At 37.3% G+C, this 15,555-nt stretch carries 15 protein-coding genes and 3 pseudogenes; 13 read left to right on the top strand and 5 right to left on the bottom strand.

The features are described from left to right. Positions 1-285: 285 nt before the first annotated feature. The 7 genes and pseudogenes from HCR01_RS10945 to HCR01_RS10925 form a co-directional block, all read left to right on the top strand. A pseudogene (locus HCR01_RS10945) lies at positions 286-711 on the top strand (nicotinate-nucleotide diphosphorylase); the annotation flags it as partial. Positions 712-966: 255 nt separating this feature from the next. Beyond that, on the top strand, positions 967-1,116 hold the full coding sequence (locus tag HCR01_RS40735; RefSeq protein WP_413773936.1) for a helix-turn-helix domain-containing protein: 150 nt from the start codon (positions 967-969) through the stop codon (positions 1,114-1,116). A gap of 24 nt (positions 1,117-1,140) precedes the next feature. Further along, on the top strand, positions 1,141-1,368 hold the full coding sequence (locus HCR01_RS40410) for a hypothetical protein (protein ID WP_320073102.1): 228 nt from the start codon (positions 1,141-1,143) through the stop codon (positions 1,366-1,368). Continuing rightward, positions 1,316-1,711, top strand: a complete 396-nt coding sequence (locus HCR01_RS40730) for a transposase family protein (RefSeq protein WP_413773935.1) — start codon at positions 1,316-1,318, stop codon at positions 1,709-1,711. Before HCR01_RS40410 ends, HCR01_RS40730 begins: the two co-directional genes overlap by 53 nt. 195 nt (positions 1,712-1,906) lie before the next feature. Beyond that, the gene (rsmA, locus tag HCR01_RS10935; protein ID WP_193196216.1) at positions 1,907-2,722 is read left to right on the top strand and encodes a 16S rRNA (adenine(1518)-N(6)/adenine(1519)-N(6))-dimethyltransferase RsmA; all 816 of its coding nucleotides are present in this window, start codon (positions 1,907-1,909) and stop codon (positions 2,720-2,722) included. Positions 2,723-2,741: 19 nt separating this feature from the next. Beyond that, positions 2,742-3,695, top strand: coding sequence for a 4-(cytidine 5'-diphospho)-2-C-methyl-D-erythritol kinase (gene ispE / locus HCR01_RS10930; protein WP_193196215.1), 954 nt, complete (start codon positions 2,742-2,744; stop codon positions 3,693-3,695). A 72-nt stretch (positions 3,696-3,767) separates the two neighbouring features. Continuing rightward, a complete protein-coding gene (locus HCR01_RS10925; RefSeq protein WP_193196214.1) occupies positions 3,768-4,097 on the top strand; it encodes a DUF3082 domain-containing protein in 330 nt (109 codons plus the stop codon). A gap of 271 nt (positions 4,098-4,368) precedes the next feature. Here the strand turns inward: HCR01_RS10925 and HCR01_RS10920 are convergent, their stop codons facing one another. Then, positions 4,369-5,256 carry a response regulator gene (locus HCR01_RS10920; protein WP_193196213.1) on the bottom strand — a complete coding sequence of 296 codons (888 nt, stop codon included), beginning with the start codon at positions 5,254-5,256 and terminating at the stop codon, positions 4,369-4,371. Positions 5,257-7,382: 2,126 nt separating this feature from the next. On the opposite strand from HCR01_RS10920, the gene HCR01_RS10915 reads away from it, so the two are divergent. The 3 genes from HCR01_RS10915 to HCR01_RS10905 all read left to right on the top strand — a co-directional run bounded on the left by HCR01_RS10915 (position 7,383) and on the right by HCR01_RS10905 (position 9,597). Further along, the gene (locus HCR01_RS10915) at positions 7,383-7,661 is read left to right on the top strand and encodes a HetP family heterocyst commitment protein (protein ID WP_193196212.1); all 279 of its coding nucleotides are present in this window, start codon (positions 7,383-7,385) and stop codon (positions 7,659-7,661) included. A gap of 69 nt (positions 7,662-7,730) precedes the next feature. Next, positions 7,731-8,615: an indole-3-glycerol phosphate synthase TrpC gene (trpC, locus tag HCR01_RS10910; RefSeq protein ID WP_193196211.1), complete on the top strand. Its 885-nt coding sequence runs from the start codon at positions 7,731-7,733 to the stop codon at positions 8,613-8,615. 742 nt (positions 8,616-9,357) lie between these two features. Beyond that, positions 9,358-9,597 carry a hypothetical protein gene (locus tag HCR01_RS10905; protein WP_193196245.1) on the top strand — a complete coding sequence of 80 codons (240 nt, stop codon included), beginning with the start codon at positions 9,358-9,360 and terminating at the stop codon, positions 9,595-9,597. Between the two features lie 705 nt (positions 9,598-10,302). Here HCR01_RS10905 and HCR01_RS10900 read toward each other — a convergent pair. Further along, positions 10,303-10,710 carry a hypothetical protein gene (locus HCR01_RS10900; RefSeq protein ID WP_193196210.1) on the bottom strand — a complete coding sequence of 136 codons (408 nt, stop codon included), beginning with the start codon at positions 10,708-10,710 and terminating at the stop codon, positions 10,303-10,305. Positions 10,711-11,274: 564 nt separating this feature from the next. Between HCR01_RS10900 and HCR01_RS10895 the strand changes: the two are divergent. Together HCR01_RS10895 and HCR01_RS10890 are read left to right on the top strand one after the other, a co-directional pair. After that, a pseudogene (locus HCR01_RS10895) lies at positions 11,275-11,418 on the top strand (IS630 family transposase); the annotation flags it as partial. 315 nt (positions 11,419-11,733) lie between these two features. Next, positions 11,734-11,937 (top strand): annotated as a pseudogene (locus tag HCR01_RS10890) (Uma2 family endonuclease); the annotation flags it as partial. 151 nt (positions 11,938-12,088) lie between these two features. Here HCR01_RS10890 and HCR01_RS10885 read toward each other — a convergent pair. After that, positions 12,089-13,558 (bottom strand): integrase, encoded by a 1,470-nt coding sequence (locus HCR01_RS10885; protein ID WP_193196209.1) that lies wholly within the window; start codon positions 13,556-13,558, stop codon positions 12,089-12,091. Between the two features lie 326 nt (positions 13,559-13,884). Between HCR01_RS10885 and HCR01_RS10880 the strand changes: the two genes are divergently transcribed. Further along, a complete protein-coding gene (locus HCR01_RS10880) occupies positions 13,885-14,520 on the top strand; it encodes a GerMN domain-containing protein (RefSeq protein ID WP_193196208.1) in 636 nt (211 codons plus the stop codon). Between the two features lie 109 nt (positions 14,521-14,629). On the opposite strand, the gene HCR01_RS10875 is transcribed toward HCR01_RS10880, so the two are convergent. Further along, a complete protein-coding gene (locus HCR01_RS10875; protein WP_193196207.1) occupies positions 14,630-14,950 on the bottom strand; it encodes a CopG family transcriptional regulator in 321 nt (106 codons plus the stop codon). Beyond that, positions 14,947-15,444: a ParA family protein gene (locus tag HCR01_RS10870; protein WP_413773934.1), complete on the bottom strand. Its 498-nt coding sequence runs from the start codon at positions 15,442-15,444 to the stop codon at positions 14,947-14,949. Before HCR01_RS10870 ends, HCR01_RS10875 begins: the two co-directional genes overlap by 4 nt. Between the last annotated feature and the right edge of the window lie 111 nt (positions 15,445-15,555).

Here is a 15,555-nt window from a genome sequence, read left to right as displayed (position 1 = left end):
GCTGCTCTTTTTTAACTTCAGCTTAGTTATCTTATTTTATTGACGCACGCCACTTGCTCTATTATGGCTTTCAAACTATAATCTTTTCATGGTTCGGTTGCCTTTTGGGACTGCGCTTTCCAGCGCCCTCTCTCAGGCACTTATCCAATATAACGAACCTCCCTATTCTTGTCAACTGTTTTTCCATCTATTCTGGAAAAATACTTTTGGCATCGCTGTAATCCATACACCGTCAGCTTTTTAGCTTATAGTATTCCTAGATATTTATAAGGAAGCTACGAAACTATGAGCTATTTTGCTGTTTTGCCCCCTTGGCTGGTGTTAGACCCTCTCTTGCTTGGCTGGCTTTTGGAGGATGTTGGCCGCGGCGATCGCACTACTAATAGTCTATTAGTCCCAGATGCTCCATCGAAAACAGCCCGGTGGATCGCTAATGCTCCAGGGCTCATTGCTGGCTTACCAGTTGCAGCTAGAGTCTTTCACCTTTTGAATCAAAAAATTTCCTTTGTGCCTGTTGTGAGTGAAGGTGCTATGTGTGAACCAGGGCAGATAGTGGCGGAAATTGATGGTTCGCTTGATGCACTGCTGATGGGAGAACGGGTAGCTCTCAACTTGGCTATGCGGTTGAGTGGGATTGCAACCCTCACTAATATATACGTAAAGCAAATTGCCGATTTATCTGCTCAGTTAGTCGATACGCGCAAAACAACGAGTTGGGTAGCATCTATGACCTACGAACAGGTAAAGAGCCTGAAGTCAAAAGACTTTAAACGCTTGCGTGGTGTACGTCCAGATACTTTTAACGAGATGGTAGAGGTAGTGCGGATACCGTTGGCGAAATATTTCTTAACGCTGAAAATCCTTGTACTGTCGTGGAAACCCGTCAAAGAAAGTTACCGAAAATCACCCCTCCAATGAATTCGCCAACGGTATCAGTGCGATGTCTACGACGGGCTGCGCCTACGCTTGAGCGAAGAAAACAGAAAACAGAAAACAGGACGGCTGGGTAAATTAAGCTTAGAAGAGCAATTGTTAATGACATTAGAATACTGGAGAGAGTACCGTACCTACTTCCATATAGGCCAATCTTGGGGAGTAAATGAGTATACAGCGTGAGCGTATTATCCGAAAATAGAAGATATGCTGACTAAATCTAGGGTGTTCACGCTTCCAGGTAAGAAAGAACTCACGACTTCTAATTATCAGTTAGAAGTCGTAGTAGTTGATGTTACAGAAAGTCCGATTAAACGCCCTAAAAAACAAAAAAAGTTCTACAGTGGGAAAAAGAAACAGCATACGCGCTTAGTCACAAGTATTGGTAGACCGAGCGAATGGTCAAATCATCTGCACCGCTCATGGCAAAGGTAGAGAGGATGATTTTCGTATATTTAAAAACAGTAAGGTGAGGTTGAGGGAAGATATAAAATGCTTTGGAGATAAAGGTTATCAAGGTATTCAGAAACTACATGGGAAGAGTCGGATTCCCAAGAAAAAGCCCAGAGCAGGTAAGTTAACCTCTGAAGATAAAAAGAGTAATCAAGAATTAGCTAAAATCAGGGTTTTATGTGAGCATGTACATCGGAAGCCGAAAGTATTTAAAATTTTATCCCTTACTTATAGAAATCGCCGAAAAAGATTTGGTTTGAGGTTTGATCTGATTGCTGCTCTTTACAATTACGAGCTTCATCTCCCCCAATCCGAATTTGCCTGAGCCACTTTTGCAAGAGGTCTAATGCTATTTACCAAGCAAGCGCACTTTATTTGAAGAGTGCTTTCGCGATGCCTATTCCTATTTTCTACATATGTGAATATAAAATTAGGAAAAAGTAACAGCTAAAAAGTAAGAAAAAAGTAAGAAGCGAGTTTTTTGGAAAAAGCTAAAACATATACAAAATAAGAAAAATTAATGGTACGACCGCGCAAGCTCTTTGCTCAGCATTGGCTCAAAAGTGAAAAGGCTCTAGACGCAATTATTAAAGCAGCAGAGTGTACAGAAGGCGATCATACTCTAGAGATTGGCCCAGGAACCGGCATTCTGACTCGTCGTTTACTCCCCTTGGTACAGTCTCTAGTCGCAGTTGAAATAGATTACGACTTATGCAAACTCTTAGCTAAACAACTGGGTAAAGCTGAAAATTTTCTCCTGCTACAAGGAGACTTTCTCACCCTAGATTTACCATCCCATTTAGCAGCATTTCCCAATTTCCAAAAGCCAAATAAAGTAGTAGCCAATATCCCCTACAACATCACAGGCCCAATCATTGAGAAACTACTGGGTACGATCGCCAACCCCAACCCTGAACCGTTTGACTCGATAGTGCTGTTGGTACAAAAAGAAGTAGCAGAAAGGTTGTATGCTAAACCAGGGTCAAAAGCATTTGGGGCATTAAGTGTGCGAGTGCAATATTTGGCAACGTGCGAGTTAATTTGCACAGTTCCAGCAGGAGCATTCCACCCACCGCCGAAAGTAGATTCAGCAGTCGTGCGATTGTATCCTCGAAAAATCGAAATACCAGCACTTGATCCAAGACGGTTGGAAAATTTGATCAAATTGGGATTCAGCGCAAAGCGGAAAATGTTACGAAATAATTTGCAATCAGTCGTAGAACGCGATCGCCTGACCCACTTACTGGAACAATTAGAAATAAATCCTCAAGCCCGTGCCGAAGACCTCAGCGTTAACCAGTGGGTAACTCTAACTAATTTACTCACCTTAGAGTAGCTACAACTCAGTACTGAACATGCGTTCCTACACCCTAATTGCTCCTGCCAAAATCAACTTGTATTTGGAAATCATCGGCGATCGCCCTGATGGCTATCATGAGTTAGCGATGATACTCCAAAGTATTAACCTTGCCGATCAAATAGATGTGCGTTCCATAAGCGTCGATACCATTCGTGTTCACTGCAACCATCCAAAGGTGCCAACAGATAAAAGTAATTTGGCATACCGAGCAGCAGAACTAATGACGACGCAATTTCCTGAAGCTTTTAGTAAATATGGAGGTGTAGAAATTACCATCAAGAAGCATATTCCTGTAGCTGCTGGGTTAGCTGGTGGTTCTACGAATGCCGCTGCTGTTTTGGTGGGGATAGATTTACTGTGGAAATTGGGACTAACTCAGTCAGAATTAGAGGAGTTAGGAGCTACACTCGGTTCAGATGTGCCGTTTTGTATAGCGGGTGGAACAGCAATCGCTACAAGTAGAGGTGAGCAACTTTCTGCCCTGCCAAGTTTAGATCATATATATATAGTATTAGCAAAATACCGCAGTCTGGAAGTCTCCACCGCTTGGGCATACAAAACCTATAGACAACAGTTTGGCAATTCTTATATTCGAGATACAGAGAGTTTGACAGCGCGTGCTCATGCAGTTCATTCAGGAGAAATAGTTAAAGCTATCCTGAATAAAGACGCGAAAGAAATTGCTCAAAAACTCCATAATGATTTAGAGCGAGTAGTATTGCCAGCTTATCCTCAAGTCTTGCAACTGCGAGAGGTGTTTGCAACTCAAGAAGGTGTTTTAGGAACAATGATGTCTGGTTCTGGCCCAACAGTGTTCGCTCTTGTAGAATCTGAACAACAAGCAAAAGCAGTTAAGCTACATTTGCAGGAAGCCATTCCTGACGAAGATTTAGAATTATTTGTTACCTGCATGACTACACATGGAATTCAAGTAATATCATCAGTTTAAAGAAAGCTTTATCGTTAATGAAAAATGGGGCAAGAATTATCCCCAATAACCCAATCTAAAATCTGAAATACTATGAGTGATCCAAATATAACTCAACAAACAGAAGCTCAAGTAAAAGTTACAGCGAGTCCTTTACGCTGTATAACCGGAGCGGTGATTTCTGGAGGAATGTGTTTTGCAGTATATTCATTGATGATTGCGATCGCTACAAATTTTGCCACCAAACCAATTCATTCAGTAAATCCATTAGTGGTAAAAATTTCCTCTGCTGTTCGTACTCTGGTTGTCGGCGTGTTTGCCTTAGGATCTGGGGTATTTGGTATAGTAGCTGTTGGTTTGTTGGCTTTAGGAGTGCAATTATTAGTGCAGAAGTTGACCAAGCATAAAGGTAATCAAAACTAAGCTGTTACACATTTAAATTGCATGTAAACTCAAATAACCTTTAACCTCTTCGGGGTGACGCTGCTTTGTAGCTTAACTTTCCCGTAGGGGAACGCTAAGGGCGAACAGGAATGGACTTACCTTTTCCCCACAAATTCCGAGTTAAAAATGCGAAACTCTAAGTAGTATTGTCCCGACTCCTAACGCCTTTATTTTGCTGTAATACAAGCTGGGGAGCCTAACTCATGCAGTACTCCCCATGAAAAAATGTGTAATTTGAACGCAAAATAGCCTAGTAATTTACTTTTGATGAGCAACTTAAAGGCACGAGATTTCCCACCTTACCATGAGTTTTTATGAGTTGCAGCTTCACGTTTCTGGTAGCTTGAAGAAGTTGATGTTGTTTTCTCCACACCTTAGGAGGTTGTCCATTGTTATGCTGACGAAACTGGCGAGAGAAATGACACGCATTTTGATAGCCCAGTGTAGTGGCGATCTGCTCAATTGTCTGGTTAGTATCTTTAAGTAAAGGACGTGCTGCTGCTATTCGGCGCTTGACAATCCAAACATTCACAGGTTCTCCTGTTAGTTCTTTGACTCGGTTAGTCAAGTAAGCAGATGAATAACCAACTGCCTTAGCTACATCAGACAAAGTAATTCCTTGGCGATAGTTATCCTCAATAAAATCGAAAACTGCTTGTAGTTGAGGAACCAACGGAAAGATTGACTCAGAGTCTACCAATAAAGGTAGTGGTTCAGAGGTTGGATAAGAGTTAGTAGCATACCAGTACCTAAGTAAAGCTTGCTTTTCTAATCGCACAGCGATCACTCTGAGCAAATCCTCAATAGTAGAAGGTTTAGTAAGATAATCATCTGCTCCCAACTCCATGCCTTTACGAACAGCAGCCTGAGTGTTGCTACCAGTGAGAAAAATAAAGGGAATAATCGCTGTAACAGGATCTTGACGGAGCGTAGTCAGAACACTATAACCATCCATATCTGGCATCAGAATATCGCAAATCACCAAGTCGGGTAGATGTTTTTGAGCTTGCTGTATACCGGCAATACCGTTTTCAGCACTTATTGTGTAAAAACCTTGAGCCTCAAGAACGTCTAAGAAGAGATTGCGGGTATCGGTATCATCTTCAATTACTAGGATTGTTTTCGATTCGTGCATCATTCTTCCATCACTAGGATTTTTGGCAGGGAATAAGTACCAAACTCTGTGCCGAATACTCTTTACAAGACCTGTAAATTTTGAGTTGAAGATATTTATTAACTAACAACTCATAACTAAGTGAACTTTATATTTCACTAAAACTCGTCACCATTCAGAATTTTTATCACTCCTTGTTAATATATTAAATCTATAAGTATTAGTTTACTAATACTTATAGCTTACTAAAAACTTGATCTCAATTATTGGTTTGCCAAAAACAAATCAGGAAAAAAGATTATGATTGTAAATTCTATTTTACCAAAAATATAGCGACATATTGCACTTTAGTAATATAAAAAAATATTGTCAAATAATGCAGCACTAATAAGCATAGCTATGATACTTATGAGTAAATACTCAAATATTCAACTTACTCCTAGTGTTCATAACTACTTTTTACATCTGTATTCTAGACACCCACCGATTTACTACTAAATTTCAAAAAATCATTAATATAAAACACGGTATTAAGATTCTGACCTCAATCAAGAGTATCAAAAAACTCATTTATTTTTGAATTACTCACTAAAATAAACAATTAATATCTATTAGTTTTACTCTTGATTAGTCTTATGTATGGTTTGGCTAATTAACTTCAAACTAGCGATTGTTAGGTGACTTATGATTTTGAGTCATGTTTAACTCTATGATTTTTCAGCATATCCATTAACTCAACTTCTAGAAGTTTTATTGCCAAACATAACAACTAATCTGAAACCATTTACTAACTTGGATTCTGGCTACTCAAGCTGTAGCTTTTTTACAACAACAAAGAGAACAGACATCAGTCAAACTTGGATTCACATTAACATAATTTTGTCAATTTTAATTCAGATATATTTGCTCTGAAATAAACAAATTTTTACTTATAATTGCTCATAAATTGAACTTTTCTTAAGTTGCTCATTCAGGGATTTAACTATATAATAATATGCATAGTCATCCATCAGAAGGAATATATTTTTTATTAATAAACAAGTGTATAGATTTTAAGTATCTATCAAAAGTAGTAGTAAATTTTAAAATTAAATGTATTCAAAAATACATGACTAGAATCAGTATCAAAACTGCCTAATTATTCCAAACAATTGCCTACACTGCTATTATTGCTATCAGACTTTGAGGAAAAAATTGGTTTTTGAGGTTTAATTCAGTATTTTCAATCTATATATTTGTTATTTTTGCTATTCAACAGAAGCAAAATATTGTATTATCTAATACTTAATTAGAACTACATTAATGTAAGCTCAGAAAAACTTATAAAGAATAACTATCATTAGCCATAAACTTATTAGGTTGCCTAATTAGATATTGCAGCCATAACAAAATTAGAATAAATGGACGAGTTAATTAACAAATTATTCATTGTAAATTCCTTGGATTCTTTATGTTATGTTATACCTCAACTTGTTCCTTTATCGTTGATGTAGTCCTTAAATGATATCTACTTATATGTTCTCAAAGGCTTGTTCAGAGGACAGTACAACTGGTGAAAATACCACGAGGAAAGTTTCATCACCATTCAGACGTTGATGATAGCCAAGCCCAGTTCACTAAGTCAAACTTAATCTCTACTAAAAAACAAATAAAATTTTAAGACCTAAAAAATAGACATATCTATCAAAAAAATGTTCATATATCTGTTGCTGAAATTAAGTAAGCTTAACGAAGAAGCAGCTTCTGCAATACGGTTTATCTATAAGAGTGGGTTTAACTAGATATTTATTAGGCTGGTTGAACCCGCCTCTCCTTAAAATATCGATTGGCAATAACTCTTAATTTTATCGTATGTAAAAGCATATGCTTTTCTAAGCAGCGTCATTTGTTTTTAACCTATTCTATGGTATCAAAATTTTATTTTTCACATAGTGCAACTGGCTTGCTCATCAAGAGTTTGCGTTATATTCAGTCGAAAGACTCTGATAAAATTTATTATGCTTTGTCATTTACATGACTACTTAGTTTTCAGCAGTAATTTGTATATTTCGCTCTATTACAGAAGTAAAATAGCTAGGTAAATTCGGTAAATAAAGGAGAAACTCTGTCAGACATAAACTAGTTTTAATTTACACAAAAGGGTGCATACTATGACTCAAAACATTACTGATTACCAAACACAAATGGGTAGAAAAATCAATAATGAACAAATTGAGCAAATTGTTAAGGCAATTATTGCGGGCAAATATTCTTGGGCATGTGTTTTAATCCTGCGTTTTGTTGGCTATAACCCGATAGACTACATACCCTACCGTACTTATATTCGGTTGCTCAAAAACAACTGCCTAGTTACAAGCTCAAAGCCAAATCAAACTGATAGTGAGACGGTAGAAGCGTTTGATCTCAAATCAACTTGGCTTCATCTCTGAAAAATACAAACATGATGCTATGCCAAGTTGGGAAAGACAATATATTGAACTCCCCATCCACAGCAGCTTATGACTTACTCCGCTACTACCCCTAATAGCCGTTTGCAACCTCTTATTAAAGAGATCGTGTGGCAGAAAAAGCATGAAGTCGCACAGATTCAGCAAGAGATGACTTGGGCTTCTTTTCCACGCCAGGTGAGTGCTGCTCCAACCGTGCGAGATTTCTTCACTGCTTTACAACAAAGTTATTACCGACCTTGCATCATTGCAGAGGTGAAAAAAGCATCCTTAACTCAAGGAATTGTCAGGTCAAACTTTGACCCAGTAGCAATGGCTAGAGCTTATCAGCGTGGTGGTGCAACTTGTATTTCTGTCATCACCGACCAGAAGTTTTTTCAAGGCAGTTTTGAGAATTTGCGTGCCATCCGCTATCGGGTATCGTTGCCCCTATTATGCAAAGACTTCATCTTAGATCCTTGCCAAATCTATTTAGCACGTGCAGCAGGTGCAGATGCAGTGCTGTTGATCGCAGCAATTCTTTCAGATAGAGAACTCCAAGTCTTTTTGGGAGTGATTCACTATTTGGGAATGAATGCTTTGGTAGAAGTACATACCTTAGATGAGCTGGATCGAGTATTAAAGCTTGATGACCTACGTTTAGTAGGAATCAACAACCGGAGCCTAGAAGATTTTAGCATCGACATCAGTACCACTCAGCAACTACTAGCAGCTAGGCGATCGCAACTTCAAAGCTTAGGCATTATGGTCGTTAGTGAATCAGGGCTGTATACACCTGCTGATTTATCTTTTGTAGCTGAGGCTGGTACACAAGCAGTTTTAATGGGAGAATCTTTAGTTGAAGAGGACGATTTAGAGCAGGCTGTGCGTAATTTGCTCAAACTTGATTCTCCAGCCTACAATGACTCCTTCAAAAAAGGAGTAAAAGGAAGATAGCTTGGCAAACAGGAGATTTAACTTCTTCTGTTGAATTATAGCAATTATCTTAATACTAGCTTTCTTTTAATAAAAATTGACTTCCATCAACCACGATTGATAGAGCAATTGTAAAATTTCAATAACTATAAATCCAACTCTAAGATTTTGACAGAAAACAATAGTCTTGTGAGACACAATCAAAGTAATTATGCCTTATTTATTTACTTGCGTAAAAATATTAACAATTAATAAATAGGAAATTTAATAGTAAACATTGCTGCCTCGGCGATTATAGTCTTTTTTACTTACTCTTGGGCATTCTAGCATCACTGCTGCCAACATCGCTCACCATATCAATAGTGACCTAATGAAGAAAGCTTGATATTCGGCTTTTAAGTATATTTTACAGCTAATTAAACTCAGCAATTATTGTCTAAATGAGAACTTTGCTGTAGTGCACCAATTTTTGTAACTTTCATCTCGACCCTAAGAAGATAAAGCTGCTTTGTAACAACCCATACCGTGGTCAATCAATAATTAAGCTAAGCAAATTTTCAATAAATCTCTTTTTTTGGCAACTCAAACGCTAGTCTAAAAATATATATAGCTAAAACTCTATTAATTATGTCTAAGCAATCAATTCTAAATACTTGATTTGTCTCAGACAATTTGTAATCATCAGAACTAGAGTTAGACGAAACATAGTTTAATCTTACTCGTGATGTAAAAATACTTACTTTAGAGTAAAGGAGTGAGCCCAATGGCTAATGTAAAAATTTCAGAACTACAATCTGCTGGTTATGATCTGTTTCGTGATTCCGAAAGCTTTCTTGATGAACTAGCCACTCAAGAAATGCAAACTATCGAGGGAGGTAAATATTTTGGAAGCTACGGTCACAGTCATAGTGGAGGCTACAAATATAGTGGAGGCAGCAGCCATAGTGGAGGCTATAACTATAGTGGAGGCAGCAGCCATAACTGGAGCTATTTCACATTTTAATAATTACCAGTGATCATTAAATAACACATAAAAGCTAATAGCTTATATCAATTTTCTATAAAAATGCACTTAAAAATTAGGAATTAATCTTTCAGTAAGGCAAGGGGTTTTATATTGTATTTTGTTTAAACATTAAGTGCATTTTTGTAGATATTGATATTAGTTAAAAAGTCAGTCGGGAAAGTAATCTGCTCTTCCTTTTTTATGTATATTTCTTATAATTTATTTAACAAATATTAACATTTTATTGAATTCTTTTATTTCAATATGTATTAATCTCAATTTAAATAACCTGTTTAATAATTTTATAAACAAATTTTATATACTTTTTTAGAGGCAGATATTCGTCTAATTTTGCCTGCACAGTATGTGTACAATTTTTATAAATAAAACAAAACACTCATAAACAAAAATACCCCCAGTGCAGGTCAAGGGGATAAGTTTTAAGATTTACTGTAATTATAGCCGTAGTCACATAGGTTAGGACAGTGTTGATTGCTCAAAACCTTGAAGTAACTGGGTTTATACTCAGCGCTAAACGCCTCGCTACCGCTAATAGTACTCAGCACTTTGCTGTAAATAAATAGTACAAATCTAGTACTATTTAGTCAGATAAAGGTGGTATTCTACTTTTTTATAGATAACGTTCTCCTTTTTTATTTACTTTTTTTTACTTACTATATCTACTGAATTAATTAGGTTTGCTCAAAACTTTTGGCTTTGAGTTGAGTAATCTTTGTGTATGCCTGCTGCCTGGCAAACAATCTCCATAGAGCCAGCGTCAGCAGTTCCAGGCTTTAGAAAAATCTCTCGTTCGGTTTTATTATCACTAGTTAATCGTCCAGTTAATGTATAAAGAGAAATTCTTTTTGAAAACAATCTACCTTCACTACAGGAAGCATAAAGAGTTGTTTTTACTGTTTGAGCATTATGCTTGTGTAAGAGGATATACTCGGTTCCTTTGATAGATGACAAATCTAGGGTAATTGGATTCCCATGACTATCTGCACCCACTTCAATGTAAATATAGTTATTAGTTGTCTGAGCGATCGCTGTACCACTAACTGACAATGCGATCACCGCTACTACACCACTAAACCTCTTCAAAAACATAAGTACTAAAAATGTAAACTCTATATCCTTTTTATACTTGTTAGTATAAACTTGAGTGCAGTGAAACCACTGTAAATCAAACTTTATGAGATACACGACAATTATATTTATCTATACCTGTTCTTGCTAACTAAATATCTCTAGTTCCAAAAGCTTGTCCAGTATAGCTATAAGGGATGATTTAGCGTAGATTATGTTATGGAAGTGCTTACCAAAGTACTCTTAAAAGCCATATATCGTGATACTTTAACTAGTAAAATTTTTTAAAATATAGATATAAATACGTAACTTTTTTCAGTTAATAATCATTGAAAATACTGTAAATATATCGATCAATCTAGTTTTTTTGTCGTCATCGATTCCGGACACATTTTCAGTAATAACGATATTTTCGCAGAAGCTATTCGTACCACTTCTAATTTTTAACTCAAATTACCAGGAGTTATTCTCTAGTTGGCTCTTCAGTACATATAAGAATCCGATTTGATTTTTGAAAAAGACTACGAGATAATACGGAGAGATATATCTGTCTAACAGTGAACAATGATAAACCATAATCTACAGGACGCGATCGCCAAACTGCAAGAATTTATCGCTCTTCGTCCAGAAGCCCGTGAGGTAAGGAAAGCGTTGGCAGTCAAACTGATTTATCAAGGCTACTTATACGAAGAGATTCAAACGATTTTAGATGTGTCACTACCCAGTTTAAAGACTCCCGGATACTAATTATCTGTCTTATTGAAAACTTGTCTAATTTTTTCTTTTAATTCATGTATTTCTTTTAGGATAGGAGATATATTCTTCACTTAAAAAATTATTTGTTTGCTCTTTATTTAAGTTTAATTCATTAAACCTCTTGTAAAAGTCGCTCAGGCAAATTCGGATTGGGGGAGATGAAGCTCGTAATTGTAAAGAGGTTCTTTCTTGCCTGGAAGCGTGAACACCCTAGATTTAGTCAGCATATCTTCTATTTTCGGATAATACGCTCACGCTGTATACTCATTTACTCCCCAAGATTGGCCTGATAGCTTGGAAGAAACCCAAGCCAAAATGCAAGAATATATAAATAATCAAGTCAAACTTGGCTGGTTAATAAACCGTAAAGCACGGCAAGTTGAAATCTATCGCCAAGGCAAACTAGTAGAAGTTCTAGAATTTCCTACAGAATTATCAGGAGAGGATATATTACAAGGTTTTATTTTAAATTTGCAAATTGTCTGGGAATAACTTGATATTACTTACATACTTCTGACTGAGTGATAGAAATCTCAATTACAAATTCTACTCCTTGTCCAGGTATCGAATAAAAAAAATAATTTTTGATAATGTTTATCTACGATAATCTGGTAACTGACAGATATCCCTAGTTATGTACCTTTTAACTCAGCAATTCACCTAATTGATGCTGAATTAACAACCCTCTGAGTGTTGCATTTTCAGCCTTGAGCGCAATATTTTCAACCTCTAACTCACTAATTATCGATTTTAGAGCTTCCTTAGTTATACCTTGTCTATGGATAACCACTTCTTGATAAATTTCCAAGTTAGCATCCTCATTCATCCATCTTTGATAAGTCTTGGTATGTTCTTGTACCGTATGTCCCATATAATCTGCCATTGTCTTGATAGGGACTCTCAAACGATGTCCACGTATTGCATAAGCATGACGTAAATTATAAGGGCTAAACCCCATATCAGAGGTTCTAAATTTTATGTGAATTTTTGCAGTTTTATTACTAAGTTTTCCTTGATTGTAAGGAAATTTAATATTTTTTAAATCAAATAATTCTACCCAATGGGGATGCAATGGAGGAATACCACAACTCCGCTCACCAGTCTTAGTACCTTCTGTAAGCCTAGGATTTAAAGTTACTAAATGAAAAGTATTTGCTGTTTTTACGAACGCTTCTATATCTACAGCAAATAATTCATGTGGTCTTAATCCGTAAGTTGCTAACATGCCATACGCCCATTGCCATTGTTCGGGTTGTGTCATGTTATCCTTACTAGCATAAGCTGATAATGGCATACCTATTTTGATAAATCCTTGGAGAATTTCCTCATCTAACGGAACTTTCCGAATAGTAGGATTAGGTTTAGGAGTTGCATACGTATTTATTGTTTTAAATCCATTAATACCACAGAATTCACAAAACTTTTTTAGTTGCCATGCCAAAAAGAACCTAGCCGATGTATTAGGCTTAGTCTTTTTTAGTGCTTCCTCTAGCGCCTCTAGAGACATAGGAACATCTTGAGGAAGTTTTTTAAGATGCCTCATGTAATGACTTTCCCAAGTACGTATTCCTTGCCTGTTATTCTCATGAGTTTTCCAAAATTCCCTTTGATATTCCTCAATTAATTCTCTAATGAGTCTAGCGGGTTTTTCCTCATCTAGTAACTCTATTTTCTGTGCTTGCTTACCTAGCAAATATGGCGTCCACTGAAATTGCTTTGTCATTAGCAATAAATCTAATTCCCGCGCTTTGATTACAGCAGTTTTTACTCCAGCATCATTAGCAACAAAACCAAATGAAATGGTATATTGCCTATTAGGACTACCATTTTTTCCAATATCACCAGGTTTACATGGAAAAGTCCCTTGTAAACCAATAGATTTATCACTGGTTAGCTTAAGTTTAATCTTGACTCTATCTAGACTTAAAGCAAAGTTAGCTTGCTGAACAGCGTGTTTTATCCTAAGATACTCACGCTCTATCTTGGCCTCTTCGTCTGATGCAGAGTGTTTAGATTTCCATTGCTTCCACTTAGATGGCTCCCATTGCTCAATTGGTGTACCATCCCATTCGCTTTTACGGGGATCAGACGTGCTGGATTTGTTGGTAGGCATAAGTGTTTCTGATTATTTATTAGTTTAGTGACATAAAGCCAGCGGCTACTAACCTAAGTCTGCTACGAAGTTTTGATGGTAACAAGCCGACCTTTGAACTTCTCTCTATCTGGACTACAAGCCTGAATTATCAGGCTTTCTCAATGTAGTTACAGACTTTTAGTCTATAGTTGACTTGGTTATAAAAATAGCCAATATAAAGTAAGAAAGTAAAGCTTCGCAAGTAGGTTTTAGGATAGAAGCTTTATATACTCAAAATTTGTAAATTTATGCGGAACTGATACTACCAACACTGAAGTTGATAGAAAACCTAGTAGCAAAAAACTATGAGTAAAATTATTAACACCAGCAGAAGATATCTTTTATCCTTTATTATTGTGGCGATCGCAGTCAACCTCAGCAGTTGTAATTCTAACCCTACTGTTCGTAACATTGACAGTGAAACATCAGCACCAGTCACAACACCAAACTTTACATCATCACCAAAGCCGATTACAACACCAAACAGCGCAACTTCTCCAACTCCCAGCGTAGCTCAGTTGAGAGATAAATCTATCAACAAAGAACCCGTGAGCGAAAATACACCTGCTTCAACTTCTCAAGCTGCTGCTAACAAAACTACTAACGTCACATTATACACAAGTGATGTTCAATGTCAAGAGCTACTTCCTCAAAAGGTTTCAGTACTGGCTGAAGAACCTGTGACAAATACAGTAGGTAAAATTATTGAGAAACGAGATACAAGCGACTTTAGTTTGTCTGGATATCGTGTCAACATTAAAAATGGCATTGCTACAGTTGATTTGCGAATATCTCCTGAGTCAAAGCGGCAACTTACCTCTCTTTCTAGTTGTGAACAGTTTGCTCTGTTTGGCAGTCTCCGCAAAACTTTAACAAGTAATCCCCAATGGAATATTAAAGAAGTTCGCTTCACCCAGAAAGGCGAGGAAATAGTTTTTTAATACGCAAGTCTCATAACTCTTTTGATAACAAAACAACTTGATGTTGCATCGCCTCTATCATTTGCCGATTAACTAGGTCATTATCTCGCTACTACCCGTTAACTGTTCACTAATGTCCGTCTTGACCCTGACTTTTAGATAACAACCACTGCTCAACCAACTCTGTCAGAATATCGCTCATCTGCCGCTCTTGGGAAGCAGCTGTTGCCTTAAGTTGTCGATGCAGTTGTTTGGGCAGATATATAGTTGTACGGGTATAGTCGGGGCTGGTGCTTTTGCTCTGAGAAGTCAGATGATCGTCGGTTAAGTGTGGCTTGTCTTTAAAGTTCTGATGGTCGTCAGCCACCCCTTGGATTTCTCTTCTTTGTTTACGACTACGGGCAGCATCAATCAGGTGATCAAAACGGCTAGTTTTTTTCTTATTGTTCAAAGTAATATCTCCTTTCCAGCTTCGGCATAACATCGCCATGCAATTTGAGCATAAGGGTCTTTGACAGCATTGACTGGAACACCTTCTAAAGCAGCTCGTTGGAAAACAGCCAGCCGTCGAATTCCCGACTTGAATATAGGTAGTCCTGCTTGTTCTAAAGATGTTCTAGCTTCTTCTCCTGCTTTATTTGGATTTGGCGGGATGAGAGTCAGCAAAATTTGATAGTTCGTCTTTAGTTTTTTGAGTGCGTCAACCATTTGGAGTGTTGCAGCCAAAGCGATCGCATCAGGAGTCGTAGGTATTACCAGCAAATCACATCCCTCTGCAATAGTTTTTAGCTCATCTGGATCGGGCCTGGCTGGCGTATCAATCACGATATGCTCATAAAGTCTCGCCAAACGTATCCCTTGCTTTTCGTCAGCAACTTTGAATGGTAAGCAACCTCGGTTAGACCAATCCAAAGCACTGCGGTTGAGATCGCCGTCTACTAGCAATGTGTCGGCTTTGTTCTGAAGGTATGTAGCTAGGTGTAAAGCTGTTGTAGATTGTTAACCTAAGCCAATTTGTCGCCAAATTGACTCGGCTTCAAAACCGTGCTTGAGACT

This window comes from Nostoc sp. MG11, assembly GCF_014904695.1.
Taxonomy (GTDB): Bacteria; Cyanobacteriota; Cyanobacteriia; order Cyanobacteriales; family Nostocaceae; genus Komarekiella.
This window is presented reverse-complemented; position numbering and strand designations above follow the sequence as displayed.

Coding starts and splice junctions, on each gene's coding strand:
- HCR01_RS10915 (WP_193196212.1), top strand. CDS start 7,383: ATGACTCAAAACATTACTGATTACCAAACACAAATGGGTAGAAAAATC.
- HCR01_RS10885 (WP_193196209.1), bottom strand. CDS start 13,558: ATGCCTACCAACAAATCCAGCACGTCTGATCCCCGTAAAAGCGAATGG.
- trpC (WP_193196211.1), top strand. CDS start 7,731: ATGACTTACTCCGCTACTACCCCTAATAGCCGTTTGCAACCTCTTATT.
- HCR01_RS10880 (WP_193196208.1), top strand. CDS start 13,885: ATGAGTAAAATTATTAACACCAGCAGAAGATATCTTTTATCCTTTATT.
- HCR01_RS10900 (WP_193196210.1), bottom strand. CDS start 10,710: ATGTTTTTGAAGAGGTTTAGTGGTGTAGTAGCGGTGATCGCATTGTCA.
- HCR01_RS10920 (WP_193196213.1), bottom strand. CDS start 5,256: ATGATGCACGAATCGAAAACAATCCTAGTAATTGAAGATGATACCGAT.
- ispE (WP_193196215.1), top strand. CDS start 2,742: ATGCGTTCCTACACCCTAATTGCTCCTGCCAAAATCAACTTGTATTTG.
- HCR01_RS10925 (WP_193196214.1), top strand. CDS start 3,768: ATGAGTGATCCAAATATAACTCAACAAACAGAAGCTCAAGTAAAAGTT.
- HCR01_RS40410 (WP_320073102.1), top strand. CDS start 1,141: ATGCTGACTAAATCTAGGGTGTTCACGCTTCCAGGTAAGAAAGAACTC.
- HCR01_RS10905 (WP_193196245.1), top strand. CDS start 9,358: ATGGCTAATGTAAAAATTTCAGAACTACAATCTGCTGGTTATGATCTG.
- rsmA (WP_193196216.1), top strand. CDS start 1,907: ATGGTACGACCGCGCAAGCTCTTTGCTCAGCATTGGCTCAAAAGTGAA.